This window comes from Rhizobium binxianense, from assembly GCF_028994275.1.
GTDB classification, from domain to species: Bacteria; Pseudomonadota; Alphaproteobacteria; order Rhizobiales; family Rhizobiaceae; genus Rhizobium; species Rhizobium binxianense.
The window spans coordinates 226,675-251,646 of the sequence record NZ_CP118713.1; the positions used below are offsets into that span (position 1 = coordinate 226,675).

Here is a 24,972-nt window from a genome sequence, read left to right on the forward strand (position 1 = left end):
AGGAAACCCAATGACCTACACCAATTTCACGCTCGAAACCGGCGCCGACGGCATCACTCTTGTCACCTGGGACATGCCCGGCAAATCGATGAACGTCTTCACCGCGGAGGTGATGGCCGAACTCGACGCCATCATCGACGCCACGACCGCCGATGCCGCCGTCAAGGGTGTCGTCTTCACCTCGGGCAAGTCCTCCTTCTCCGGCGGCGCCGACCTGTCGATGATCAAGTCGATGTTCAGTTCCTATCAGGAGGAGAAGGTAAAAAGCCCAGAGACGGCCGTGCAGACCCTCTTCGGTCTGGTCGGCCGTATGAGCGGCCTGTTCCGCAAGCTTGAAACGTCGGGCAAGCCCTGGGTGTCCGCCATCAACGGCACCTGCATGGGCGGTGCCTTCGAACTGTCGCTCGCCTGCCACGGCCGCGTTGCCTCCAATGCCAAGAGCGTCAAGATCGCGCTGCCCGAAGTGAAGGTCGGTATCTTCCCCGGCGCTGGCGGCACGCAGCGTGTGCCGCGGCTGGCGAACGCTCAGGATGCGCTGCAGATGATGACCACCGGCCAGTCGCTGACCGGTTCCCGTGCCAAGGCGATGAACCTTGTGCATCAGGTGGTCGAGCCGGATCAGCTGATCCCGGCTGCCAAGCAGATGATCAAGGATGGCCTGAAGCCGGTCGCCCCTTGGGACGAGAAGGGCTTCAAGGCGCCGGGCGGCGGCATCTGGACGCCGGCCTCCGCTCAGCTCTGGCCGGCAGCGCCAGCGATCCTGCGCCGGGAGACATCGGGCAATTATCCGGCAGCGCTTGCCATCCTGAAATGTGTCTATGAAGGCCTGCAGGTGCCGTTCGACACCGGCCTGAAGATCGAGCAGCGTTATTTCACCGAGGTGCTGCAGACCCGCGAAGCCTTCTCGATGATCCGTTCGCTGTTCATCTCCATGCAGGAGCTCGGCAAGGGCGCCCGCCGCCCGGCCGGTCACCCCAAGACCGAGCTGAAACATGTCGGCGTCGTCGGCGCCGGCTTCATGGGCGCCTCGATCGCTTATGTCACCGCCGCCGCCGGCATTTCCGTGACGTTGATCGACCGCGACATCGAAGCCGCGACCAAGGGCAAGACCGTCTCCGAAGGCCTGGTCAAGGATTCAATAGGTAAGGGACGTCTTACGCAGGACGAGGCGGCAGCACTGCTATCGCGTATCACGCCCTCGGCCGATTATGCCGACCTCGCCAAAACAGATCTCGTCATCGAGGCGGTATTCGAGGATCGCGAGGTGAAAAAAGCGGTCATCGAGGCGGTCGAAGCCGTGCTGCCGGAAGGCGCGATCTTCGCCTCCAATACCTCGACCCTGCCGATCTCGGGTCTCGCGAAGAATTCGAAACGCCCGGCCGATTTCATCGGCATCCATTTCTTCTCGCCTGTCGAAAAGATGATGTTGACCGAAGTTATCCTCGGAAGCGAAACCGGCGACAAGGCGCTGGCCGTGGCGCTCGATTATGTCGCCGCCATCAAGAAGACGCCGATCGTCGTCAACGACACCCGCGGTTTCTTCGTCAATCGCTGCGTGCTGCGCTATATGTCGGAAAGCTACGACATGCTGATCGAGGGCGTGCCGCCTGCGATGATCGAGAATGCCGCCAAGATGGCCGGCATGCCTGTGGGACCGCTGGCGCTCAACGACGAAGTGGCGATCGACCTCTCGCTGAAGATCCTCAAGGCCACCGTCGCCGATCTCGGCGAAAAAGCCATCGACCCCAGGCATATGGAACTCATCTCCCGCCTGGTCGAAAAGGAGGGCCGTTTCGGCCGCAAGAATTCCAAGGGTTTTTACGACTACCCGCCGAAGCCGGCGAAGAAGTCGCTCTGGCCCGACCTCAAGACCCTCTACCCGCAGAAAAAGGCGGACGAGGTCGACGTCACCGTCCTGAAGCAACGCTTCCTCGTCACCATCGCACTGGAAGCTGCCCGCACCGTGGAAGAAGGCATCGTCACCGATCCGCGCGAGGCCGATGTCGGCTCGATCCTCGGCTTCGGCTTCGCGCCCTATACCGGCGGGGCGCTGAGCTATATCGACGGCATGGGCGCGAAGGCCTTCGTGGAACTGGCTGAAAAGTTAGCGGAGGCTTACGGATATCACTTCAGGCCGACGCCGCTCTTGAAAGACATGGCCGCCAAGGGCGAGACCTTCTACGGGCGGTTCGATCCCTATGCGAAGGTGGGGGAGGCGGCGTGAGCCGCCTTTGCCCTTGTGCTGCTGCACGACATTCAAGAATTGTTCGTTTTCGATCAGCCAAACCCTAATTCGACTTTTCCTTGCGGACGCCTTGTCACGGACACAATTCCCGATTAAACGTTCACGCATCGATCTTGCTAGATGAACTTTGAAACGGCGCTCGCGTCGTTCCTGGCGAACTTCCTCCAAAATCGGTTTTCATCGCCGCCTGGGCAGTTGTCCGGGCTGCATTCTTCTATGAACGATTCGAAAAGGATATCGTCATGAGCACTGGTACCGTAAAGTGGTTCAACGCAACCAAGGGCTTCGGCTTCATTCAGCCGGACGACGGCGCAGCCGACGTTTTCGTCCACATCTCCGCCGTTGAACGCGCTGGCATGCGCGATCTCAAGGATGGCCAGAAGCTGTCTTACGAGCTCGTCCGCGACAACAAGTCCGGCAAGATGTCGGCAGACCGCCTCCAGGCGGCCTGAGCCTATAAAAGGCTTATGAATATCATCTCCGGATCGTGACCACGGATGTACTGGCACGGTTCGTTGAGATGGCAGGGAAGGTCGGGTTAGCCCGGCCTTTTTTATTTTTGGGTGGTTTGTGCTAGGTGGCCCTTCCCAAGAAATGCATCCGCGGCACGACCTTGAAGAATCTCCCGATTTTTCGTCGCAAGACGGCCAAGCCGCTCAGCCTCCAGCCGCCCCGTCACCCTCCAGCATCGCCATTACCCGCGCCATCACCGCCCGCGCCGCATCGAGTTCGGCCGCCGTAAAGGCGGCACCGAGCCCGTCCGCCCATCCGGCCTGCGCCACCTCGATGACGTCAAGCCGAGTCGCCCCCTCCGCCGTTAGCCGCACCAGCTTGGCGCGTTGGTGTTGCGGGTTGTCGGCATAGGCGATCAGCCCTTCGCCTTCCAGCACATCGGTAAGCCGCTGCACCCCCTGGCGGGCGAGACCGAGGGCGCGGGCGATCTGCGCCACCGACATGTCGCCGCGCCTTGCTGCGGCCAGCACCTGCCAGCGGGCACTAGTCTGTCCTGCCGGTCTTGCCAGCTGGTCGCCGGCCGCCGTCAGATGGCCGGCAAGGCGAAGCGCCGTGATCGCGAAAGCGGAAAAGGCATTCCCCTCCATCGTTCGCTCCGGTCGATTTTGTTTGACAACATGTTGTCGATTTTGTATCTCATCCATAATGACAACATATTGTCATACGCGATCGGCCGATGCAACGTCGAAGGAGGAGATCACCCATGAAGAAAACCTACAAGGGAAGCTGCCATTGCGGCAAAGTGCACTACGAAGTGGACGTGGACCTCGAAGAAGGCACCGGCCGCTGCAATTGTTCGATCTGCGCCAAGCGGCGCTATTGGGGCGCCAACGTCAAGCCGGAGGATTTCCGGCTGATGTGCGACCCGGCGGAAACATCAGACTACCAGTTCAACACCATGAGCGGTCATCACCGCTTCTGCCGCACTTGCGGCGTGCCGGCCTTTGGCGATGGTTATGTCGAAGCGATCGGCGGCGCCTATGTCTCGATCAACATTGCCTGCCTCGACGATATCACCCCTGAGGAACTGGCAGCACTGCCGGTCCGTTACTCCGACGGCAGGCATGATGCCTGGTGGAACGAACCTGAAGTGACGAGTTACCTCTGAAGTAATTCCAACAAAATGCGCGGCAGTTTTGCTGGAATTGCGCAAAGCTTGTCGGATCATCGTCATCCCGTTCGTCCTCGGTTCATAGCGGAGAAGGAGAACGGATGTGAAAGATGAAACGAATGCCAGGCACGAAGAAGAGGCGGTCATCGCCATGCTGATGATGCGCGCCAAGGCGCTGGGGGAAAAGAACGCCGAGGAGGCGCTTTCCTATGAGGCCGAAGAGTCCGTCGAATTTTCGCTGGCGCCGCCGCTCGTCTATTACGGCAAGGACCAGGCGGGCCTGCAGGCCTGGTTTGACACCTGGGAAGGCCCGATCGGCGGCGAGGTGCGCGATGCCAAGCTGACGGTCGGCGGGGATGTCGCCTTCTGGAGCGGCCTCATGCACATGACGGGAACCAAGACTGATGGCGCCGAGGTCGATCTCTGGTTCCGCCAGACGCTGGGCCTCGTCAAGCAGGACGGCCGCTGGCTGGTTGCCCACCAGCACGCCTCGGTGCCTTTCGCGATGGATGGCAGCGGCCGCGCGCTGCTTGATCTGACGCCGTGAACCCACGTTCTGTTTGTATAATTCTATCCTGCAATTAGCAGTGTGGCGTGCATCGTGGGATATAAACTGGAACCGGATAGTTCCGTTGCCGATTTGTGGAGAATGAGAACTTTTTTAATCAAAATTTGCAAGCGTGGATCTCGGGAGCCTTCGGTTTTGCTGGGTGACGGTTGTTCAAGCGCGCCGGCGAATTGACTTGAGGCGTCCGCTAGTACAGCAGCGAAACGAGCGGGAACATGTTTTTCAAATCTACGACAGGTCGCAATCTTTTTTCAGTGGCGGCTTGTGGCGTCATTGCCGTTATTGGTGCTTCCGGCATCATTTTTTATCAAGCTTATAATGAAATCCGCAGCGGCAGCATCGAACAGATGCGCCAGATCGCCACAGCCGAAGCGCTGACTATCGAAAAGAATATCGGCGGCACAGTGCATATCGTCGACGGACTGGACACCGTGCTGACGACGATGAAGGAACTGGGCGACACCGATCGTACCAAGGCGGACAAGGTCCTGCTCAACATGCTGCAAGCCAACCCGTCAATCCTTGCGACTTGGACCGGCTGGGAGCCGAATGCCTTCGATGGCAAGGACAAGGATTTCATCGGCAAGGAAGGTCATGACACGACGGGCCGCTATGTGCCCTACTGGGTGCGCAGCGGCGGCCAGATCACCCATACCGCGTTGACCGATTACACACTGGCTGGGCCGGGCGACTATTATCAGCTGCCGTTCACACAGCGCAAAACCGTTGTCATCGAGCCCTATTCCTATGCGATCGACGGCAAGGATGTTTTGATGACCTCCGTCACCAAGCCGATCATCATCGATGGAAAAGCGGTCGGCGTTGCCGGCCTCGATCTTTCGCTGCAGGACACCAACAAGGCGCTGGCGGCCGTTCGACCCATGGGCGCGGGCTTCCTTGGACTGGTCACCAGCGCCGGCAAGATCGTCAGCCATCCGGATGCGAGCCTCATCGGCAAGAGCCTGTCGGAGACGGGAATAAAGACTGCGGATTGGGATCGTCTGATCGCCACGCCCGGTGTCGAGCATGAGCTGACCAATGAGGATGGCAGCGTCTCTCTGGCGGTTGCCGTCGCGGTCAAGCTTGCCGAGAGCTCAAATTGGTATGCGATCGTTTCGGTCCCGAAGGCGACACTCTTCGGGGCTCTCTATACGGTCGTGCGGGATGCCGTTCTCGCCACCAGCCTGGCGGCCTTGCTGCTCGGCCTCGCCGGGTGGCTGATCGCCCGCCGCTTCGTCGGCCGGATTTCCAGCGTGATCGGCGAGACTGCCGACATTGCTGCCGGCAAACTCGACGTGACCCTGAAAGACGGCGACGCGAAGGACGAAATCGGTGACCTCTCGCGCTCCCTGAAGGCACTGCTCGAGAGCAACCGCGAAAGAGCACGCCTGCAGACCGAGGCAGAAGAAAACCGTATGCTGCAGGAAAAGGAGCGTGCAGAGCGCGCCCGGATCGACCAGGCTCAGGAAGCCGACGTCAAATTCGCCGTCGGCGAATTGGCGCTTGGCCTCGCCAAGCTTGCCGAAGGCGACGTAACGATCGCACTCGAGCAGCCTTTCGCGGCGACGCTTGACCAGACCCGCGTCAATTTCAACGAGTCGGTCGTCAAACTGCGGTCGGCGCTGCTGTCGTTCTCGCAAAATGCTGCGGTCATTCAAAGCGGCACTGAGGAGATCCGTTCTGCTGCCGACGATCTTGCGCGCCGGACGGAACAGCAGGCGGCCTCCGTCGAGGAAACGGCGGCAGCGTTGGAGCAGATTACGACGTCGGTCAAGGATTCCACGGCGCGTGCCGAAGAAGCAGGATCGATGGTTGCTCGGACGAAGGAAAATGCCGAACGTTCCGGCCAGATCGTGCAACGCGCCGTCGAAGCGATGCACGACATCGAACAGTCGTCCAAGTCGATCTCAAACATCATCGGCGTGATCGACGAGATCGCCTTCCAGACAAACCTGCTGGCGCTGAATGCCGGCGTCGAGGCCGCGCGCGCCGGTGAAGCCGGCAAGGGCTTCGCCGTGGTCGCTCAGGAGGTCCGCGAGCTCGCGCAGCGCTCGGCTGGCGCGGCCAAGGAGATCAAGGCTCTGATCAGCTCATCCGGCGGCCAGGTGCAGCAGGGTGTTGCCTTGGTCCGCCAGACCGGCGATGCTCTGGAAGGCATTGTCCAGGAGGTGCAGCAGATCGACCGCAATGTCGACGCGATCGTTCAGTCGGCGCGCGAGCAGTCGACCGGCCTTCAGGAAATCAATACGGCTGTCAATCAGATGGATCAGGCGACGCAGAAGAATGCGTCCATGGTGGAGGAGTCCAACGCGGCGGCCCACAGGCTTGCGACCGAGGTCTCTGCCCTCTCCGGACGCTTGGGTCAGTTCCGGCTCGATACCGGCGCGGGCATGACTTCGACTACGACACGTTCGAATGTCCCGCGTCCGGTCGCCGCTCCGAAAGTCGTATCATCGCACACGATGACCCCCGTTCCCTCTCCGGCCCGCGCATTGAAGAAGACGCTGGCTGTCGCTCTGGGCGGCGGCTCAAAGGCAGCAGCTTCGGCCGGCGATGGCTGGGAGGACTTCTGACACAGCCCTTGACCGGAGCGGAGACCCTTCGCTCCGGTCGATCTCGGCCGATGAAGAATGTCAGGCTGCGCTTTCCGCCGCCTTGCGCCGGCCGGCGCGAACCGCCGTGATCCCGACGCCCATCAGCAACAAGATCGCCGTCGCATAAATATCCGTCGTCAGCGCGTAACCGGCCGATTTCGCCAGGAACCCGGCAAGGATCGCCGGCAGGCTGAAGGCGAGGTAGCTCTGGACGTAGAAGGCCGCCAGTAATCCGGCCCGCTCGTCCGGTTTGGCAAGTGGCATGATCGTGCCGATCGAGCCGAGGAAATTGGTGCCGAAACCGGCGCCGGTGAAGACGGTGCCGACGAGAAGCAGCGGCACGTTGGCGAGATGCACGCCGGCAACGACCGTCAGGATGCCGAGTGTCTTCGCCGACACGCCGAAACCGAGGTTGGCCGAGGCCGTCTTGCCGCGCCTGAGATAGACGGCGATTGCCCCGCTCACCATCAACGCGGTGACGACGGCGCCGCCCGTCAGCGGCGCGCCGCTGCCGGTGGTGCTGGCGACCAGCGACGGGACCAGCGACAGATAGAAGCCGGCAAGCGTCCAGTTGGCGACGTTGATCGGCGTCACCAGCGACAGCGGCCGCTTCACCTGCGGCGGAACGGCGACCCGCGGTATCAGCGAACCGAGCGCGCCCGGCCGTGTGCCGCCGGTCTCGCGCGTCAGCCAGATGGCCGCTGCCTGCAGGGTGAAGGCGACGAGCAGCAGCGCGTAGGTGAGATGCATCGGGAAGGGGCCGTATTGGATCAAGGCGCTGGTGCCGACCGCGCCCACCGCCATGCCGCAAAGCGGCGCGATCGAATTGACGATCTGCCCTTTGGCCCGGTCGACATCGACGAGAGCGGCTCCGAGCGAGGCGCCGGCAATCCCCGTTGCAATGCCCTGCACGATCCGCGCCGCGATCAGCCAGCCGGGACCGCTGGCGACGACGAACAGGCCCATGGCGACGATTTCGAGCACCAGGGCGAAAAAGATCACCGGCTTGCGGCCGAGATGGTCGGAGATCGAACCGGCGATCAGCAGTGCCGCCAGCAGCGCGAAGGCGTAGACGGCGAAGACCACCGTGATCAGCACCGGCGAGAGCGCGAAGTTCTCCTGATAGATCCGGTAGAGCGGCGTGGGCGCTGCGGAGGCGCCGAAGAAGGTGGCGAGCGTCAGCGCATGAAAGCCGATCGAGGGGCGCGGCGCATTCTCTATGGATTTGGCTGCGGCGACCATATATAAGCCCCTTAAAGCTAAACAGTTGCGTTAGCTCCATGTAGGGTAGGCGCCTGGTAAAGGCAAATTATTTGCGTTTATGGTTCTGTCAAAGATTTTGAACTATGGGCGTCAGGGTGCAAAAGTCGGGTTGCAGGCATGGCAGTGAAGGAGAATCTCCGCCCGGGCGGCAGAAGCGCCAGGGTTCAGGCATCGGTGCACAAGGCGGTGCGTGAGCTGCTGGCCGAGATGAGCCGCGCCGAGGTGACCATCCCGCTGATCGCCGGCAAGGCAGGCGTGACGCCGTCGACCATCTATCGCCGCTGGGGCGACCTGCAGGCGCTTCTTGCCGATGTCGCCGTCGAGCGTTTGCGCCCGGATATGCAGCCGGTCGATGCCGGCAGCGGCAGGGCCGATCTCGAGGCTTGGGCCGAGCAGTATGCCGAGGAAATGTCCTCCGGCCCGGGCCGCGAGATGATCCGCGACGTGCTGGCGGCGCAGGCAGGCGCAAATGCCTGCAAATGCTGCGAATATACCCGCCAGCAGATCGTCGTCATCGCCGAGCGGGCGAAGGCCCGCGGCGGGCCGTTTCCGGATGTCGATCTGGTCATGGACCAGGTCGTGGCGCCGATCATGTATCGCATCCTGTTCGGCGACGTGCCGGATACGGCGCGTGTGCGCGATCTGGTCGCCCGCGTCATGAACACAGCGGACTAATTTTACTCTGCGGCGGCGCGTTTCAGGCCGGAAATCTGGGTGATATAGGCGCGCAGCGCCGCCGGCCGCACCGGTTTGTGCTGAACGGCGATGTCGTGCCGCTCGGCTTCGCTGCGCACCTCCGGCGTGCGGTCGGCGGTGATCATCAGGGCAGGGATATCGGCGTCGAACTGCCGGCGCAGATGCAGGATCGCGGCAATGCCGGTGCCGTCGTCGAGATGATAATCGGCGATGGCGAGATCCGGCGGCCCGTCACGACCGTCGCTGGATATCACGTCGGCGAGACAATCCAGCCCCTTGACTTCGCAACCCCAGCCGCTGAGCAGCAGCCGCATGCCTTCGAGGATCTTCGGCTCGTTGTCGATGCAGAGGATCTTCAGCCCCTTGAGCGGCTGCCCCGGGCGGTCGGCAGGGGCGGCGGCCGCTGCGGCCTCGGCCGGGCGCGAGACGTCGAGCGGCATGGCGATGCGGAATTCCGTGCCCTTGCCATGCGTCGACTGCAGCTCGACCGGATGATTGAGCACGCGGGCGATGCGGTCGACGATCGATAGGCCGAGCCCGAGGCCGGAAGCGGTTTTGGCGCCTTCGTCCAGCCGGGCGAATTCCTTGAACACGGTGCGGAATTTCGACGGTGGAATGCCGATGCCGGAATCGATCACCTGGATGATCACCTGGTTGCCGCGCCGCCGCGCACCCACCAGCACCTTGCCGGTGATCGTGTATTTGATGGCGTTGGAAACCAGGTTCTGCACCAGCCGGCGCAAAAGGTTGGGGTCGGAGCGGACCCTGAGCGACGTCGGCATGACCACCAGTTTCAGCTGTTTTTCCCGGGCGATCGGTGCGAAATCGGTCTCGATGCGCTTGAGCAGGTCGGAGAGTGCCACGGCGGCGAGCCGTGGCCGCATCGCGCCGGTATCGAGCCTCGAAATATCGAGCACCGCACCGAGAATGGTTTCGACCGATTCCAGCGCCGAATCGATGTTGCGCACGATCGGGCTGTTGTCGGATTGCGCCATGCGCTCGACTAGCGCCGAGGAATAGAGCCGGGCGGCATTCAGCGGCTGCAGGATGTCGTGGCCGGCGGCGGCGAAAAAGCGGGTCTTGCCGATATTCGCCTCGTCGGCGGCAGCGCGCGCCTCGCCGAGTTCGCGGTTGACGCGGGTCAGCTCGGCCGTGCGTTCGGCGACGCGCTGTTCCAGCGTCTCGTTCGCCTGTTTCAGCGCCTGGTCGGCGGTGACGCGCTGAGTGATGTCGGTGAAGGTGGCGACGATGCCCTTGTCGGGCATGGCGTTGGAGCGCACCTCGATGATCCGCTCGCCGCCGCCGAGCACCAGCGAGAAGGGTTTGTCGAGCGTCAGGAAATGCCGCACCGTCTGGCTGAGATCGCCGGGCGCGATATCGCCGCGCTGGCTGAGCGTGGTGACGATCTCCGACAGGGGAAAACCGACCTGACCGGCACTTTCCGGCAGATCCAGCAATTGCCGGAAGCGCCGGTTCCAGATCGTCAGCCGGTTGGAACTGTCGAACACCGCAATGCCCTGGTCCATCTGCGAAAGCGCCGTCTGCAGCATGTCCTGGTTATATTGCAGCGCCTCGCTCGCCTGGTCGAGCAGCCAGGCGGTATCGGAAGAGGCATCCTCGATCTTCTGCAGGATCAGCGACAGCACCAGCCGGGCAGAAGAGGAGCCGATGGCGCTGCCGAGCAGCTGTTCGCTGAAATGGATGAGCGCCATGTCGGCCGGCTGTTCGTCCTCCAGCTTGCGGCCGGAACCTTGTTCGTAGGTGGTGAACGAACGCTGCATGCGCTCTTCGCCGAGATAGCGCGAGATCGCCGCCTTGAGGTCGCCGACGCTGACGCGGGTCTTCCAGCCGCGCGTGGCAAATTGCGAGCGCGAATGCCGCTTGACGAAGATGCCGGCCTGGATGCGTTCCAGCGGCCTGGCATTGCGGGTGAGCGAGCCGACGACGAAGAAGGCGGTATTGACGAGCAGGCTCATGACGGTCGCATTGACCAGCGGATCGGCGTCGGGGGCGGTAAACAGCGTCGTCCCGGGAAAGATGAAGCCGAGGACGGCGCTTGCCACATAGGAATAATCGGGGCCGCCGAGCGAGGGCAGGAACAGCAGATAGACCCAGATGACGAAGCCGGAGATCAGCCCGAGGATGGCGCCGCGCGCATTCGCCCGCCGCCAGATCAGCCCGCCGAAGAGCGCCGGGGCGATCTGCGCGATCGCCGCAAAGGAAAGCAGGCCGATCGAGGCAAGGCCGGCGGTGCTGTCGGTCGAGCGGTAATAGGCATAGCCGAACAGCAGCACGGCGAAGATGGCGCTGCGGCGGATATTGAGCAGCGTCTTGGCGAAATTGTCGCGCAGGCTGGCGCGGCCGGCGAGTTTGCGCCTGAGGAAGATCGGCATGATGATGTCGTTCGACACCATGATCGACAGCGCCACCGAATCGACGATGACCATCGCCGTTGCGGCGGAGAAGCCGCCGATGAAGGTGATCAGCGACACCACCGGCATCTGGCCGGCAAGCGGCAGCGACAGCATGTAGAAATCGGCATTGCCGTTGCCGCCGAAGGTCAAGAGCCCGCCGATCGCCACCGGCAGCACGAAGAGATTGATTGATATGAGATAAACAGGAAACAGGAAGCCTGCGAGTTTCAACTGTTTCGGCGTCCGGTTTTCGACGACCGTCACGTGGAATTGCCGCGGCAGCAGAATGATCGCGAAGGCCGACAGCAGGATCAGGGTGATCCAGCGGCTGATCGGCGTATGGTAACTCAGCGCCGACATAACCAGCGTGTTGTCGACGGTCTTCCGCCAGAGGTCGGCCGGACCGTCGAAGAGAAACCAGATGACGCAGACGCCGGCCGTCAGGAAGGCGACGAGCTTGACGACCGACTCCATCGAGACGGCGAGGATCAGCCCGTCCTGGTGTTCGGTCGCATCCGTGTGCCGGGTGCCGAACATGATGGCGAAGCAGGCAAGCACCAGCGTTGCGAGGAGCGGCAGGTCGAGGAAATAGAGATTGCCGCTGCCGATGCCGTAATCCGACGGGTTGACCATGGCGCTGACGGTGCTGGAAATGGCTTTCAGCTGCAGCGCGATATAGGGAATGGTGCCGATCAGCGAGATCAGCGCGACGATGGTGGCGACCGTCGGGTTCTTGCCGTAACGCGCGGCGACGAAATCGGCAACCGAGGTGAGCTTTTCGGCCTTGGCGAGCTCGATGATGCGGCGAAGCAAGGGCATGCCGAGCGTGAAGACCAGGATCGGGCCGATATAGATACCAGCAAATTCCAGGCCGCGCTGCGCGGCAAGCCCGACGCTGCCGAAATAGGTCCAGGAGGTGCAGTAAATCGCAAGGCTCAGCGCATAGACGACGGGCCATCCGCCTTCCAGCGCGCCCGGGCCGAGCATGCCCGGGCCGCGATCAAGCGTGCCTTGGCTGCGGTTCTTGCGGTCGCCATAGCTTGCCACGGCGAAAAGCAGCAGCAGATAGCCGAAGGCAGACGCGAATATGACCCAGCCTGGAAGCATTGACCCTCCGCCGGCGGAAACCCGCCGGGACCTCCCGCAACGTGGGGTCAGCTTAAGTTATTTCAGGCGCTTTGAAAATTCCTGGCCATCTAGGCCTTAAGTCAAAGGCCGCGAGGGGTATTGCCGAATAATTGCGATTGCCGATTGATGAATTGCAATGAAGATGCTGCTACTGCATAATTCCTCAAATCGGCATTGATTAAGAATAAATTGTGCGTCAATTCAAAGCGTTGAGCCTTTTTTACGAGGCTGTAGAGACGCGTGACGCTATAACAGACACTTGCATATCTTTGAAATGCATCGAAGGGAGACGGATGCGATGCTCAACGAGTTCAAGGCCTTTATCGCGCGCGGGAATGTCATGGATCTTGCCGTCGGCGTCATCATCGGCGGCGCCTTTGGCGGCATCGTCAAATCTTTGGTCGACGATCTGATCATGCCGATCGTGGGCGCCGTTTTCGGCGGCTTCGATTTTTCGAATTACTTCCTGCCACTCTCCTCGGCCGTCAACGCGCCGTCGCTTGCGGCCGCCCGCGAGCAGGGAGCGGTGTTTGCCTATGGCAGTTTCCTCACCGTCCTCATCAACTTCCTGATCCTCGCCTGGATCATCTTCCTGATGGTCAAGGGCGTGAACATCCTGCGTGCTCAGGTCGAGCGCCAGGAAAAGGCCGCACCGGAAGAGTTGCCCCCGCCGCCGGCAGACGTTCAGCTGCTGACGGAAATCCGCGATCTTCTCGCCACGCGCCCGACGGCTTGATCCGGACTGGAGCCCCATCCGTTCCGGCCGGGTCCATCCATCACGAAAATCGATATGCCATCACTGGATATCATGGGATTTGCCGACGTAAATCCTCTATGAAGGCGGAAACCGGAGATATGCATGTCGATCGTGAAAAGCCTCAGCCCGCGTGCCATTACGGCGCCCGAAAGCGGGATCGTCGAAGTCGTCAATTATGCCCGTGGCCGCGAAGGCCTGCTGCCGCTCTGGGTGGGTGAAGGTGATCTGCCGACGCCTGACTTCATCAGCCGGGCGGCGATGGATGCGCTTGCTTCAGGCGAGACCTTCTACACCTGGCAGCGCGGCATTCCCGAGCTTCGCCAGGCGCTTTCGGATTATTACGCCAGACATTTCGGAATCCGGCTTCCGGTCGAGCATTTCTATGTCACCGGTTCCGGCATGCAGGCGATCCAGATCAGCGTTCAGGCGTTGACCTCGCCGGGTGACGAATTCGTCTATCTCACCCCCGCCTGGCCGAATATCGCTGCCGCCCTCGAAATCGCAGGCGCACGCTCGGTCGGTGTCGAGCTGCAGTTCGAAGGCGGCAAATGGGCGGTCGATCTCAACCGCATCGAAGCCGCCATCACGGAAAAGACCAGGGGCCTCTTCATCAACACGCCGTCGAACCCGACGGGCTGGACAGCAACGAAGAAGGATCTCGCCGATATCCTGGCGCTGGCCCGCAAGCACGACCTCTGGATCATGGCGGATGAGATCTACGCCCTCTATTATTTTCCAGGCGGCCGCGCGGCCTCCTTCCTCGATGTGATGGCGCCTGATGACAAGATCATCTTCGTCAATTCCTTCTCGAAAAACTGGTCGATGACCGGCTGGCGCGTCGGCTGGATCGTCGCACCCCCTGAGATGGGCCAGGTGCTCGAAAATCTCGTCCAGTATTCGACGTCGGGCGTCGCGCAGTTCATGCAGAAGGGCGCCGTCGCCGCCCTGGATAAGGGCGACGATTTCATCGCTGCCAATATCGCCAAGGCAGCCCGCTCCCGCGATATTCTCTGCGATGCGCTTGTTGCCACCAACCGCGTCGAGACGCTGAAGCCAGACGGCGCGCTTTACGCTTTCCTGAAGATCGACGGCGTCGCCGACAGCCGCAAGGCAGCGCTCGATATCGTCGACAAGACGGGCGTCGGCCTTGCTCCCGGAACCGCGTTCGGCGCTGGCGGCGAGCTTTTCCTGCGCGCCTGTTTCCTGCGCGACCCCGCGCAGGTGGCGATCGCGGCAGAGCGTCTCTGCGATTATATCCTCAAGCGCTGAGAAGCGGCCAGGCCGGCTGGTTTTGTGCCGGAATCGCCCGATCGATAAAACTCTAGCAAAGCCCGAAATCGGCCTCTAACCACAAGTCCAAACATACCGGTTCAAAGGCCCTCGAACGGCCATTCGATAAGAAAATTGGAAAGAAAAACCGGGCCTGATGCCCCTGCTATAAAACGAAAGCAGGGATGTGGGACATGGCGGTTTTGGTGACGGGCGGCGCCGGATATATCGGCAGTCACATGGTTTGGGCGCTGCTCGATGCGGGCGAGGACGTGGTCGTGCTCGACCGCCTCTCCACGGGCTTTCGCTGGGCCGTGGCGCCGGCGGCGCGTTTCTATCTCGGCGACGTCGCCGATTCCGACATATTGAAGAACATCTTCATCGAAAACGACATCGAGGCGATCATCCATTTCGCCGGCTCCGCCGTCGTCCCGGTCTCGGTCGCCGATCCGCTCTCCTATTACGACAACAATTCCGGCAAGACCCGGGCGCTGCTCTCCGCTTCGGTCAAGGCCGGAATCCGCAACTTCGTCTTCTCCTCGACGGCGGCCGTCTACGGCCAGCAGAAGACGGACCTGCCGGTGAAGGAGACCGCACCCCTCAATCCGGAAAATCCCTACGGCCAGTCGAAGCTGATAACCGAATTCATGCTGCGCGATGCCGCCGCCGCCTATGATTTCAACTATGTCGCGCTTCGCTACTTCAACGTCGCCGGCGCCGATCCCGACCACCGTGCCGGCCAGTCGACCTCAGGCGCCACCCACCTGATCAAGGTTGCCTGCGAGGCAGCCCTCGGCAGGCGCGACAGCGTCAGTGTCTATGGTATCGATTATCCCACCCATGACGGCACCGGCGTGCGCGATTACATCCATGTCACCGATCTTGTCGATGCACATCTGAAAGCCCTGCAGCACCTGCGCAAGGACAAGGGCTCGCTCGTTGCCAATTGCGGTTATGGCAGCGGCTATTCCGTGCTCGACGTGCTGAACATGGTCACGCGCCTGCACGGGCATTCCTTCAACATCCACAAGGCGCCGCGCCGCGCCGGCGATTCGGCAAGCGTCGTCGCCGACGCTTCGCTCGCAAGGCAGGTGCTCGATTGGAAACCGAGATACGATTCTCTCGAAACCATCGTCCAGAGCTCGCTCGATTGGGAACTCTTCCTGGCGAACAGAAACGTCGACGATCTGCACAGCATCCACCGGGCACTCGCCGCCGCGTCTTTCTAGAGCAATTCCAGGCAAGGCGCGAAGCGCTTCTACCGGGGTGCCAGCCTGTTGACCGTCCCCGTGCCTGCGGGACCTGCATGACCCGCTGCATGAACATCACCCGCTCGGTCGCCAATTTCGGCCAGAATCTCGGCATGGCCTCGGTCGCCGAAGGCGTCGAAAGCGAAGAGATCGCCGACGGATTGAAGGCGATGGGCGTTCGTCTGGCGCAGGGCTATCATTTCTCGCGGCCGCTGCCGCTGGAACTTGCCATCGACTATGCCGCCCGGTGCGAAGCGGCAGCCTCCGCGCGCAATTCGCTGTCTGCCTGAACGGATCCGATCGACCAGTCGCAAATCGACTGGAGCGAAGCTGGATCGTCGTCTATTCATGGTCGTGACCGAGGAGGTGAACCATGCAGGACGACGACGAAGTCATCATTGAACGGCGAGGCACCGCAGGCGTGATCCGGCTCAACCGGCCGCGGGCGCTGAACAGCCTGACGCTGCCGATGATCCGCACGATCACCGCGGCGCTGCACGCTTTTGCCGAGGATTGCGAGGTGGCAAGCGTCGTGGCGACAGGCGAGGGCGAACGCGGCTTCTGCGCCGGCGGCGACATCCGCGCCCTGCATGAAAGCGCCCGCGCCGGCGATGGCCTGGCAGGAACCTTCTGGCGCGAGGAATTCCGCCTCAACCATCAGATCGCCTCCTACCCCAAACCCTATGTCGCGCTGATGGACGGCATCACCATGGGCGGCGGCGTCGGCCTGTCGGCGCACGGCCGCCACCGCGTTGTCACCGAGCGCACGCGCCTCGCCATGCCCGAAACCGGCATCGGCTATGTCCCCGATGTCGGCGCCACCTGGCTGCTGCCGCAGGCGCCCGGCGAGGCCGGAACATGGCTCGGGCTGACCGGGCTGGATGTCGGTGCCGCCGACGCGCTCCACGCTGGGCTCGCCGACCTGCAGATCGCTTCGTCGCAGCTCGGTGCGGTGATCGATGCTTTGTCGGGCTTGGCACGCGGCAGTTCATCGAGCGACGTCGATGCGGTGCTGCAGACGCTCTCGGAGCCCGCCGGAGAAAGCCGGCTGCGGCTGAACGCGGCATTGATCGATCGCACCTTCCGGTTCGACAGCGTCGAGGAAATCCTGGCAGCACTCGCCGAGGAGAAGGGCGATTTCGCCGCCGAGACGCGCCGAGTGCTGCTGACGCGTTCGCCGACCAGCCTGAAGCTTGCTTTGCGGCTGCTCAGGGCCGGCCGCCGTAGCGCCTCGCTTGCCGAATGCCTCGGCCGCGAACTCGGCGCCTGCCTGCAGATGCTGGATAATCCCGACTTCTTCGAAGGCATCCGCGCCGCCGTCATCGATAAGGACCGCAATCCGAAATGGTCGCCCGCCTCAGTCGAGGCCGTCGGTGCGGCGACAATCGAGCATTTCCTGAAACCGGCCGAGGCGCCGCTTTCGCTCTGAACTGTTTCAGCCTATCGCCACATGCCGCGCATGCGGGCGCCGACATCGATGCGCACCTGCCGCGCCTGCGCTTGCGCGGCGGTCTCCGATTTCACCTGCGGCCAGCTGCAGGCCTCGAAGAACTGCAGCAGCGTCGCCGGGATGAAGCGGCTGCGTGAGGCATAGACGTGCCGGTCGCCCTGCGAATTCTGGCCGTAGGTGAAGAAGCGTTGCGGCACGACCAGATCGAGGCCGTCTCTCGCTCGCGTCATCGCGACATAGAGCAGCCGGCGTTCCTCCTCGATTTCGGCGGTGGCGCCGACGGCGAGATCGCTCGGAATGCAGCCGTCGACGACGTTCAGCATGAAGACCCTCGTCCATTCCTGGCCCTTGGCGGAATGGATGGTGGAAAGGATCAGATAATCCTCGTCGAGCAGCGGCACGCCGGCCTGGTCGCTGGTGGCATCCGGCGGATCGAGGGTGAGTTCGGTGAGAAAACGTTCGCGCGAGGCATAACCGCCGGCGATCTGCTCGAGCTGCAGCAGATCGGCTTGCCGCGTCGCGGCGTCCTCATGCAGCCGTTCCAGATGCGGCGCGTACCATTGCCGCGCCAGGCCGATCTCCGCCGGCCAGCCGGCCTTGCCGGATTTCATCTCCTGCAGCATGGCAACGAAATCAGTCCAGTCCTCGCCGGAGCGCGGCGGCGCCGGCATTTCGGCGAGCGCCGATAGCGGGCTCGCATCCTCAGCCATCAGGTCGAGCGCCTTCTGTGCCGTCGACGGCCCGACGCCCGGCAGGATCTGCATCAGCCGGAAGCCCGCCACCCGGTCGCGCGGGTTCTGGGCGAAGCGCAGCGCAGCCAGCATGTCCTTGACATGTGCGCTGTCGAGGAACTTCAGCCCGCCGAATTTGACGAAGGGAATGTTGCGTCGGGTCAATTCGACCTCCAGCGGGCCGCTGTGATGCGAGGCGCGGAACAGCACCGCCTGCTGCTTGAGCTTCAAGCCTTCCTCGCGGTTGTCGAGCACCATGTCGGCGACATATCGCGCCTGCTCGGTCTCGTCGCGCACCGTCACCAGGCGCGGCCGCTCCGATGATTGCCGCTCGGTCCAGAGATTCTTGGTGAAGCGTTCCGAGGCGAGATCGATGACGGCGTTGGCAGCCGCCAGGATCGGCTGCGTCGAGCGGTAATTGCGGTCGAGCGTGACGATATCAGCGACCGGGCTGAAGGCAGCGGGAAAATCGAGGATATTGCGCACCGTCGCGGCGCGGAAGGAATAGATCGATTGGGCATCGTCGCCGACGACGGTCAGCCCCTGGCCTTGCGGCTTCAGCGCCATGAGGATCGAGGCCTGCAGCCGGTTGGTGTCCTGATATTCGTCGACCAGCACATGGTCGAAGCGGCTGCCGATATCCTCGGCAATGACAGTCTCGCCGACCATCTGCGCCCAATAGAGCAGCAGGTCGTCGTAATCGAGCACGTTCTGGCTCTGCTTGGCCTCGACATAACAGGCGAAAAGCTCGCGCAGCTGTTTCTCCCATGTCGCGCACCAGGGAAAGGCATCGCGCAGCACCTGATCGAGCGCGGTCTCCGAATTCACCGCTCGGGAATAGATCGCAAGGCAGGTGCCTTTGGCCGGAAACCGGCTTTCCGTCTTGGAGAAGCCGAGGTCGTGCCGGATGAGGTTCATCAGGTCGGCGCTGTCTTCGCGGTCGTGGATGGTAAAGTCAGGATCGAGGCCGATCTGCTGCGCATAATCGCGCAGCAGCCGCGCGCCGATGCCGTGAAAGGTGCCGGACCAGGACAGTGCATCCGCCATGATGCCGGCATTGGCGCCGAGAACATCCCGGCAGATGCGCTCGACGCGGCGCGCCATCTCGGCGGCTGCCCGGCGTGAGAAGGTCATCAGCAGGATGCGGCGGGGATCGGCGCCCTTGACGATCAGATGCGCGACCCGATGCGCCAGCGTATTCGTCTTGCCGGAGCCGGCGCCGGCAATGACCAGCAGCGGCCCGGCAATATGGCTGCCGTCGGTGAGCGTGCCATGCTCGACGGCCATGCGCTGCTGGGGATTGAGCTTTTCGAGATACATCCAGCCGTCCGGTCGGGCTCCCGCAGAATCACTGGGGAAAGATTAGATGTTCCTTGAATGTTCGCGATTTCAGCCGCTGTCAAGCGCTGTGGTCGGGGAGGGAAGCCTCAATCGGGGAAATCCGGGGCAATCTCGCGCCGCACCAGTTTCAGGCTGCGATCCGGCTGAAGAATATGGTTTCCTCCACCCGCTGGCCGGTCTCATTGTAGAACTGGTTGTAGACGGCGCTGCCGACCGGCGACTTGGTGAGCTTCGTTCGCGGCTGGCCGCCATAGGTGATGCTGCCGGGAATGGGTTCCAGCGCCGGCCTGTCTGCCGAGGAACAGCCGGCAAGCAAGGCCCCGGTCAACAAGGCGGGCAGAAGCGCTTTCATCGTCGTCATCCCTCTTTCGACTGTAGCCAGATATGGAAATCGCAGCCTCTTCCGCCAAGGGCTATCCGCCCGGCTGCAACGAAACGTCCCGCACGGCGTTAACCTGCATCTACCAACATCAGGAGACGGTCACGGTGCTCGGGTTTCCAGCATTCACCGACCATGAGGAGCCCGGCCGGCAGGGCCACAGCGATGCGGCGACGCGCGCCTCGGTGGAAAGCGCCCTTCATGCGACCGGCGATATCGAAGCGGGAGAAATCACCGTCAGCATATCGGGCGCCTATGTCGTCCTGGAAGGCTTCGTGCACAGGCGTGGTGATGTCGAGCGGGCGGTCGAGATCGCCGAGAACATCGTCGGACGAGGCTATGTGCACAGTCGCTTGCTGCGACACTAGCCGGTCCCGCGCCCTCATGTCTTTGCAACGCATGAAGGGAACCAAAATACCATCCCGCGGGTTGAAAGGCCGGACCTGAACGCTGGAGATCCTAATGCAGCCGCTTCTTCGCCTCTCGGCAATGACCTTGATAACAGGCGGTGTCCTTGCCGGCTCCGCCTATGCCTCGCTGGAAACCGGCACGAATTATTCCGCTTTGCCGAAGGACCAGATCGCCCTCAACGAATATACCGGCACCGTCGCCTGCCAGCCGGCAGAGCCTCACTACCTCCCCTCCTTCATCCGCGCGGCAGACGGTACGATCATCGGCGTCGGTTATGTCGAGGTGGAGAATGAGGGCGGCGCGGGCTGCTGAAAACTGAAAACAGGAAGGGCTTGCTCGGACGAGGCTCGCCTTGCGTTTCCGCAGAGGGTACGAGCCTCTGACCATCATCATGATGGCTGAACATCTTCTATGAAGACAGCTGTATCAGGCGCAACGCCCGTTGCACCAAAACCCGCCACGAGTTCGATGCAGGGTTAAGCAAAATGAAAGCATTGCCCCGTTCCGGCACGTTTCCTTTACCGAAACGCCGGGAATGGTCGATATCCTCAGCGAAGTGCAATGCATAACCCGGAAAATCGGAATCGATTTTCGGAAAGGGATTCTGCGCCAATTCAATGCAGCTTCAGCTTCGCCTCTTCGGCCGCCGCCAGGAACTCGGCTCTCGCTTCTTCCACGCTCTTGCGCCCGTCGAGTGCTGCCCGGCATGTGCTGCGGGCCTTGATATAACGCAGCCCGCGCGCATTCGGCCAGAAATCCGCCAGGCACTTCAACGCATCGAACGGACCATTGACCGTTCGCGCGCTGGCACCTTCGAAACCGACCGTCACCGGACTGTTCCATCGTTCAGTTGCCATCGATGCTCCTCCACGATTGTCGACAGAAACAACGGTGCAGCGCCTCTATTCCTCCGGGGAGGCGCCGCCATGATCGCTATTCTAGCGTGATTTTCACGGTCAACAATGGTGAATCGTTGGTTGCTGATGAGGCGAAATGTCAGCTTGCGTGCGCACGCAGGCCATGAGGAATTTTTATCGGTCGCAAATAAGTTGTATGGCGCCAGCGCGCCACCATTGCGATGAGGGGCTACTCTCACCGAGAAAGAGCAAAATGATTCCCAATACTGAGAGAAAACTGGTGCTGCCGAGTGGGATTGAACCACCGACCTCACCCTTACCAAGGGTGTGCTCTACCACTGAGCTACGGCAGCAGGACCAGTACCCGTGTGGAGCCGGGCGGCTCAATTGCGGGAACGGGGCGGCTATTGCCACAGCTTGACGGCAAGCGCAAGCAGCAAATTCCAACTTCGCGTGGATTGGCACGCAAGGGACTTTTGGATCGGCGCAAATTCGGCTAATCCTGTCTGCATGAACGACAAGACCGTAACCGGCCAGCAGAGCCGCAAAGAGGCGATCGAGGCACAGGCGAAACTGCGCCGCGAACGCGCCGCCGACAAGCTCAGAGAAAATCTTTCAAGACGCAAACAGCAGGTACGCGCCCGCCGTTCCGGGCAAGCCGACGAAACAAATGGCCTGCCCGCCGCAAAAATGGACGAATCGTAATGTTCCGTCCCTCGCCAATTGAAGCGTTTTGATAAATCCCCTAAACACCTCACTCCTTCTTTCAAGGCACAACTTTCAGGAAAGGCGGGCGCGGCCCGTAAGCGCACATGGATCGTATCAGAATCGTCGGCGGTAATGAGCTGAATGGCATCATTCCGATTTCCGGCGCCAAGAATGCCGCACTGCCGCTGATGATCGCCTCGCTTCTGACCAGCGATACGCTGACGCTGGAAAACGTGCCGCATCTGGCCGATGTCGAACTCCTGATGCGCATCCTCGGCAATCACGGCGTCGATGTTGCCGTCAACGGCCGCCGCGAGCGCCAGGAAGATTCCTACGCCCGCACGATCCATTTCACCTGCCGCACCATCGTCGATACCACGGCTTCTTATGAGCTGGTCTCGAAGATGCGCGCGTCCTTCTGGGTCATCGGCCCGCTCCTGGCGCGCGAGGGCCATTGCCGCGTGTCGCTGCCGGGCGGCTGTGCCATCGGCACGCGCCCTGTCGATCTCTTCATCGACGGTCTGACGGCGCTCGGCGCGTCGATGGAAATCGATGCCGGTTATATCAATGCCAGGGCCCCGGCCGGCGGCCTGATCGGCGCGCGCTACACCTTCCCGAAGGTTTCGGTCGGCGCCACCCATGTGATGATGATGGCCGCAACCCTTGCCCGCGGCACGACTGTCATCGGCAATGCCGCCCGCGAGCCCGAGGTCGTCGATCTCGCCAACTGCCTGAACGCCATGGGCGCCAAGATATCGGGCGCGGGTACTGCGACCATCACCATCGAAGGCGTCACCTCGCTCTCCGGCGCCCGTCACCGCGTCCTGCCGGATCGCATCGAGACCGGCACCTATGCGATGGCCGTCGCCATGGCCGGCGGTGACGTCGTGCTCGAAAATACCGATGTGGCGCTGCTCGAAACCGCGGTGGAAACGCTGCGCCGCGCCGGCGCGGAGATTTCCTCGACCAACAACGGCATGCGCATCCGGCGCAACGGCGCCGGCATCAAGCCGGTCGATATCGTCACCGATCCCTTCCCGGGTTTCCCGACCGATTTGCAGGCGCAGTTCATGGCGCTGATGACCCGTTCTTCGGGCGTTTCGCACGTCACCGAGACCATCTTCGAAAACCGCTTCATGCATGTGCAGGAGCTTGCCCGCCTCGGCGCCAGGATCTCGCTCTCCGGCCAGACGGCGAAGATCGAGGGCGTCGAACGCCTGCGCGGTGCGCCCGTCATGGCGACCGACCTGCGCGCCTCGGTTTCGCTCGTCATTGCCGGCCTTGCCGCCGAGGGCGAAACCACGGTCTCCCGCGTCTATCATCTCGACCGTGGTTTCGAGCGGCTCGAGGAGAAGTTGACCCGCTGCGGCGCCATCGTCGAGCGCATCAGCGAGTAAACGCGCCCTTATCCCGGTTGCGTAATCCGCCGCAGCATCCTATTTCCCTTGTCTGACGCATCGCCATTCCGGCGGTGCCCGGCATTGACCGATGATGGGATGAGGCTGAATGACCGACCTGAAGCTTGTGGCGCTCGATGACGAAGACCTTGCGGTCGTTTCCGCGCATATGCAGGACAGCGTCTTCAAGGTCGGCGACATCGACTGGTCGCCGCGTGACGCGCAGTTCGCGCTTGCCGTCAATCGTTTCGTCTGGGAAGGTGCCGAGCGCAAGCGCCGGGGTTTCGAGCGCCGTCGTGCTGCCGTGGTCTTCAAGCGTGTGCTTGCCGTCCGGTCGCTCGGCATCGATCGTGGCAAACGCGACGAGGTGCTGTCGCTGCTGGCATTGCGCTTCGAGCAGAAGGGCGAGGGGCCGGAGGGTACGATCGAGCTGTCGCTGTCCGGCACCGCCTCGATTGCGCTCGATGTCGAATGCATCGAGGTCCAGCTGGCCGATATCGGCGGCGCCTGGGAGGCCTCCTCCAAGCCGCGCCATCGCTGACGCTTGACGTTTGAATATCGCAGTTTCGAGTTGAGAAGGAATATCGGCCTTGGCAATCTGGCTGGATCAGGCATCGGAAGGTTTCGAGCAGCATTTCGCTGCCTTTCTGACGACGAAGCGTGAAGTTTCCGAGGATGTGAACGCCACCGTTCGCGCCATCATCGATGATACCAGGGCGCGCGGCGATGTGGCGCTGGCCGAATATTCGCTGAAATTCGATGGCATCGATTACGCGACCGTGCCGATGCGTGTCACATCAGAGGAAATCGACGCCGCCGTCGAGGCGGTGCCATCGGAGGTGCTGGGCGCGCTGAAGCTCGCGGCCCTGCGCATCGAATCCCACCATCGCCGGCAGCTGCCGAAGGACGATATTTACGAGGATGATCTCGGCGTCGGTCTCGGCTCGCGCTGGACGGCGATCGAAGCGGTCGGCCTCTATGTTCCGGGCGGCACCGCGAGTTATCCGAGCTCGGTGCTGATGAATGCCGTGCCGGCCAAGGTCGCCGGTGTCGACCGCATCGTCATCGCCGTTCCCGCCACCGGCGGCGCCGTCAATCCGGCGGTGCTTGCCGCCGCCAAGCTTGTCGGCGTCACCGAGATCTATCGTGTCGGCGGCGCCCAGGCGATCGCGGCACTTGCCTATGGCACCGAGACGATCGCCCCGGTTGCCAAGATCACCGGCCCGGGCAATGCCTATGTCGCCGCCGCCAAGCGCCATGTCTTCGGCACCGTCGGCATCGACATGATCGCCGGCCCCTCCGAGGTGCTTGTCATTGCCGACAAGGACAACAATCCGGATTGGATTGCCGCCGACCTCCTGGCGCAGGCCGAACACGATGTCAGCGCCCAGGCGATCCTGATCACCGATAATGCCGAGTTCGGCAAGGCGGTGGAGCAGGCGGTCGAACGCCAGCTGAAGACGCTGAACCGCGCTGAGACGGCGGCGGCAAGCTGGCGCGATTTCGGCGCGGTCATCCTCGTTTCCGATCTGAAACAGGCCATTCCGCTGGCCAACCGCATCGCCGCCGAGCATCTGGAGCTTGCCGTCGCCGATCCGGACCGGCTGCTCGACGGCATCCGCAATGCCGGCGCGATCTTCATCGGCGCCCATACGCCTGAGGTGATCGGCGATTATGTCGGCGGTTCGAACCACGTGCTGCCGACCGCACGTTCGGCCCGTTTCTCATCCGGTCTTTCGGTGCTCGATTTCGTCAAGCGCACCTCGATCCTGCGCCTTGGGCCGCAGCAACTGCGCACCCTCGGCCCGGCGGCGATCGCGCTGGCGGTCTCCGAAGGCCTCGATGCCCATGCGCGATCGGTCGCGATCCGCCTCAACCTCGAAAGGTGAG

General features: G+C 62.4%; 21 protein-coding genes, 1 tRNA gene and 2 pseudogenes. 17 read left to right on the top strand and 7 right to left on the bottom strand.

Translation table 11 applies throughout. The features are described from left to right. The first annotated feature begins 10 nt into the window (after positions 1-10). Positions 11-2,224 (top strand): FAD-dependent oxidoreductase, encoded by a 2,214-nt coding sequence (locus PO860_RS01120; RefSeq protein WP_273883613.1) that lies wholly within the window; start codon positions 11-13, stop codon positions 2,222-2,224. Positions 2,225-2,487: 263 nt separating this feature from the next. Further along, on the top strand, positions 2,488-2,697 hold the full coding sequence (locus tag PO860_RS01125) for a cold-shock protein (protein WP_003545273.1): 210 nt from the start codon (positions 2,488-2,490) through the stop codon (positions 2,695-2,697). Between the two features lie 204 nt (positions 2,698-2,901). On the opposite strand, the gene PO860_RS01130 is transcribed toward PO860_RS01125, so the two are convergent. Next, a complete protein-coding gene (locus PO860_RS01130) occupies positions 2,902-3,345 on the bottom strand; it encodes a MarR family winged helix-turn-helix transcriptional regulator (RefSeq protein WP_246718165.1) in 444 nt (147 codons plus the stop codon). Positions 3,346-3,461: 116 nt separating this feature from the next. On the opposite strand from PO860_RS01130, the gene PO860_RS01135 reads away from it, so the two are divergent. From PO860_RS01135 to PO860_RS01145, 3 genes are all read left to right on the top strand, one after another. Then, positions 3,462-3,866 (top strand): GFA family protein, encoded by a 405-nt coding sequence (locus tag PO860_RS01135; protein WP_273883612.1) that lies wholly within the window; start codon positions 3,462-3,464, stop codon positions 3,864-3,866. Between the two features lie 106 nt (positions 3,867-3,972). Next, positions 3,973-4,416 carry a YybH family protein gene (locus PO860_RS01140; RefSeq protein ID WP_183605619.1) on the top strand — a complete coding sequence of 148 codons (444 nt, stop codon included), beginning with the start codon at positions 3,973-3,975 and terminating at the stop codon, positions 4,414-4,416. A gap of 236 nt (positions 4,417-4,652) precedes the next feature. Then, the gene (locus tag PO860_RS01145) at positions 4,653-7,010 is read left to right on the top strand and encodes a methyl-accepting chemotaxis protein (RefSeq protein ID WP_273883611.1); all 2,358 of its coding nucleotides are present in this window, start codon (positions 4,653-4,655) and stop codon (positions 7,008-7,010) included. A 60-nt stretch (positions 7,011-7,070) separates the two neighbouring features. Here the strand turns inward: PO860_RS01145 and PO860_RS01150 are convergent, their stop codons facing one another. After that, positions 7,071-8,273 (bottom strand): MFS transporter, encoded by a 1,203-nt coding sequence (locus PO860_RS01150; protein ID WP_273883610.1) that lies wholly within the window; start codon positions 8,271-8,273, stop codon positions 7,071-7,073. Positions 8,274-8,411: 138 nt separating this feature from the next. Here PO860_RS01150 and PO860_RS01155 point away from each other — a divergent pair, with 138 nt between their 5' ends. Beyond that, on the top strand, positions 8,412-8,969 hold the full coding sequence (locus PO860_RS01155) for a TetR/AcrR family transcriptional regulator (protein ID WP_272782901.1): 558 nt from the start codon (positions 8,412-8,414) through the stop codon (positions 8,967-8,969). A 2-nt stretch (positions 8,970-8,971) separates the two neighbouring features. On the opposite strand, the gene PO860_RS01160 is transcribed toward PO860_RS01155, so the two are convergent. Then, the gene (locus PO860_RS01160) at positions 8,972-12,511 is read right to left on the bottom strand and encodes a PAS domain-containing hybrid sensor histidine kinase/response regulator (RefSeq protein WP_273879892.1); all 3,540 of its coding nucleotides are present in this window, start codon (positions 12,509-12,511) and stop codon (positions 8,972-8,974) included. Between the two features lie 319 nt (positions 12,512-12,830). On the opposite strand from PO860_RS01160, the gene mscL reads away from it, so the two are divergent. The 5 genes and pseudogenes from mscL (at position 12,831) to PO860_RS01185 (ending at position 17,237) form a co-directional block, all read left to right on the top strand. Further along, on the top strand, positions 12,831-13,268 hold the full coding sequence (gene mscL / locus PO860_RS01165) for a large conductance mechanosensitive channel protein MscL (protein ID WP_272782903.1): 438 nt from the start codon (positions 12,831-12,833) through the stop codon (positions 13,266-13,268). A 123-nt stretch (positions 13,269-13,391) separates the two neighbouring features. Continuing rightward, entirely contained in the window at positions 13,392-14,558 is a 1,167-nt protein-coding gene (locus PO860_RS01170; RefSeq protein WP_272782904.1) for a pyridoxal phosphate-dependent aminotransferase, read from the top strand. A 194-nt stretch (positions 14,559-14,752) separates the two neighbouring features. Next, positions 14,753-15,787 carry a UDP-glucose 4-epimerase GalE gene (gene galE / locus PO860_RS01175; protein ID WP_272782905.1) on the top strand — a complete coding sequence of 345 codons (1,035 nt, stop codon included), beginning with the start codon at positions 14,753-14,755 and terminating at the stop codon, positions 15,785-15,787. Positions 15,788-15,870: 83 nt separating this feature from the next. Beyond that, positions 15,871-16,098, top strand: a pseudogene (locus PO860_RS01180) (EAL domain-containing protein); the annotation flags it as partial. A gap of 83 nt (positions 16,099-16,181) precedes the next feature. Then, positions 16,182-17,237, top strand: a complete 1,056-nt coding sequence (locus PO860_RS01185) for an enoyl-CoA hydratase/isomerase family protein (RefSeq protein WP_272782906.1) — start codon at positions 16,182-16,184, stop codon at positions 17,235-17,237. A gap of 11 nt (positions 17,238-17,248) precedes the next feature. On the opposite strand, the gene PO860_RS01190 is transcribed toward PO860_RS01185, so the two are convergent. After that, complete coding sequence (locus PO860_RS01190) at positions 17,249-19,309, bottom strand: ATP-dependent helicase (RefSeq protein WP_272782907.1); 2,061 nt, start codon at positions 19,307-19,309, stop codon at positions 17,249-17,251. A 107-nt stretch (positions 19,310-19,416) separates the two neighbouring features. Then, a pseudogene (locus tag PO860_RS01195) lies at positions 19,417-19,682 on the bottom strand (hypothetical protein). 134 nt (positions 19,683-19,816) lie between these two features. Here PO860_RS01195 and PO860_RS01200 point away from each other — a divergent pair. Together PO860_RS01200 and PO860_RS01205 are read left to right on the top strand one after the other, a co-directional pair. Then, positions 19,817-20,077 carry a BON domain-containing protein gene (locus tag PO860_RS01200; protein WP_183606635.1) on the top strand — a complete coding sequence of 87 codons (261 nt, stop codon included), beginning with the start codon at positions 19,817-19,819 and terminating at the stop codon, positions 20,075-20,077. A 94-nt stretch (positions 20,078-20,171) separates the two neighbouring features. Next, the gene (locus PO860_RS01205; protein WP_183605630.1) at positions 20,172-20,432 is read left to right on the top strand and encodes a hypothetical protein; all 261 of its coding nucleotides are present in this window, start codon (positions 20,172-20,174) and stop codon (positions 20,430-20,432) included. 302 nt (positions 20,433-20,734) lie between these two features. Here the strand turns inward: PO860_RS01205 and PO860_RS01210 are convergent, their stop codons facing one another. After that, positions 20,735-20,977, bottom strand: a complete 243-nt coding sequence (locus tag PO860_RS01210; RefSeq protein ID WP_097619983.1) for a DUF982 domain-containing protein — start codon at positions 20,975-20,977, stop codon at positions 20,735-20,737. Between the two features lie 278 nt (positions 20,978-21,255). Then, positions 21,256-21,330: transfer RNA gene (locus PO860_RS01215), tRNA-Thr, on the bottom strand. A 157-nt stretch (positions 21,331-21,487) separates the two neighbouring features. Here PO860_RS01215 and PO860_RS01220 point away from each other — a divergent pair. From PO860_RS01220 to hisD, 4 genes are all read left to right on the top strand, one after another. After that, on the top strand, positions 21,488-21,682 hold the full coding sequence (locus PO860_RS01220; protein ID WP_275038018.1) for a hypothetical protein: 195 nt from the start codon (positions 21,488-21,490) through the stop codon (positions 21,680-21,682). Between the two features lie 107 nt (positions 21,683-21,789). Further along, positions 21,790-23,082: a UDP-N-acetylglucosamine 1-carboxyvinyltransferase gene (gene murA, locus PO860_RS01225; protein ID WP_272782910.1), complete on the top strand. Its 1,293-nt coding sequence runs from the start codon at positions 21,790-21,792 to the stop codon at positions 23,080-23,082. Between the two features lie 109 nt (positions 23,083-23,191). Beyond that, the gene (locus tag PO860_RS01230) at positions 23,192-23,623 is read left to right on the top strand and encodes a DUF2948 family protein (protein ID WP_272782911.1); all 432 of its coding nucleotides are present in this window, start codon (positions 23,192-23,194) and stop codon (positions 23,621-23,623) included. 49 nt (positions 23,624-23,672) lie between these two features. Continuing rightward, the gene (gene hisD, locus PO860_RS01235) at positions 23,673-24,971 is read left to right on the top strand and encodes a histidinol dehydrogenase (RefSeq protein ID WP_183605633.1); all 1,299 of its coding nucleotides are present in this window, start codon (positions 23,673-23,675) and stop codon (positions 24,969-24,971) included. Position 24,972 lies beyond the last annotated feature (1 nt).

What these genes read in the sequence shown, in the direction of transcription:
- PO860_RS01120 (WP_273883613.1), top strand. Translation starts at nt 11, where the DNA reads ATGACCTACACCAATTTCACGCTCGAAACCGGCGCCGACGGCATCACT.
- PO860_RS01125 (WP_003545273.1), top strand. Translation starts at nt 2,488, where the DNA reads ATGAGCACTGGTACCGTAAAGTGGTTCAACGCAACCAAGGGCTTCGGC.
- PO860_RS01130 (WP_246718165.1), bottom strand. Translation starts at nt 3,345, where the DNA reads ATGGAGGGGAATGCCTTTTCCGCTTTCGCGATCACGGCGCTTCGCCTT.
- PO860_RS01135 (WP_273883612.1), top strand. Translation starts at nt 3,462, where the DNA reads ATGAAGAAAACCTACAAGGGAAGCTGCCATTGCGGCAAAGTGCACTAC.
- PO860_RS01145 (WP_273883611.1), top strand. Translation starts at nt 4,653, where the DNA reads ATGTTTTTCAAATCTACGACAGGTCGCAATCTTTTTTCAGTGGCGGCT.
- PO860_RS01150 (WP_273883610.1), bottom strand. Translation starts at nt 8,273, where the DNA reads ATGGTCGCCGCAGCCAAATCCATAGAGAATGCGCCGCGCCCCTCGATC.
- PO860_RS01155 (WP_272782901.1), top strand. Translation starts at nt 8,412, where the DNA reads ATGGCAGTGAAGGAGAATCTCCGCCCGGGCGGCAGAAGCGCCAGGGTT.
- PO860_RS01160 (WP_273879892.1), bottom strand. Translation starts at nt 12,511, where the DNA reads ATGCTTCCAGGCTGGGTCATATTCGCGTCTGCCTTCGGCTATCTGCTG.
- mscL (WP_272782903.1), top strand. Translation starts at nt 12,831, where the DNA reads ATGCTCAACGAGTTCAAGGCCTTTATCGCGCGCGGGAATGTCATGGAT.
- PO860_RS01170 (WP_272782904.1), top strand. Translation starts at nt 13,392, where the DNA reads ATGTCGATCGTGAAAAGCCTCAGCCCGCGTGCCATTACGGCGCCCGAA.
- galE (WP_272782905.1), top strand. Translation starts at nt 14,753, where the DNA reads ATGGCGGTTTTGGTGACGGGCGGCGCCGGATATATCGGCAGTCACATG.
- PO860_RS01185 (WP_272782906.1), top strand. Translation starts at nt 16,182, where the DNA reads ATGCAGGACGACGACGAAGTCATCATTGAACGGCGAGGCACCGCAGGC.
- PO860_RS01190 (WP_272782907.1), bottom strand. Translation starts at nt 19,309, where the DNA reads ATGTATCTCGAAAAGCTCAATCCCCAGCAGCGCATGGCCGTCGAGCAT.
- PO860_RS01205 (WP_183605630.1), top strand. Translation starts at nt 20,172, where the DNA reads ATGCAGCCGCTTCTTCGCCTCTCGGCAATGACCTTGATAACAGGCGGT.
- PO860_RS01210 (WP_097619983.1), bottom strand. Translation starts at nt 20,977, where the DNA reads ATGGCAACTGAACGATGGAACAGTCCGGTGACGGTCGGTTTCGAAGGT.
- PO860_RS01220 (WP_275038018.1), top strand. Translation starts at nt 21,488, where the DNA reads ATGAACGACAAGACCGTAACCGGCCAGCAGAGCCGCAAAGAGGCGATC.
- murA (WP_272782910.1), top strand. Translation starts at nt 21,790, where the DNA reads ATGGATCGTATCAGAATCGTCGGCGGTAATGAGCTGAATGGCATCATT.
- PO860_RS01230 (WP_272782911.1), top strand. Translation starts at nt 23,192, where the DNA reads ATGACCGACCTGAAGCTTGTGGCGCTCGATGACGAAGACCTTGCGGTC.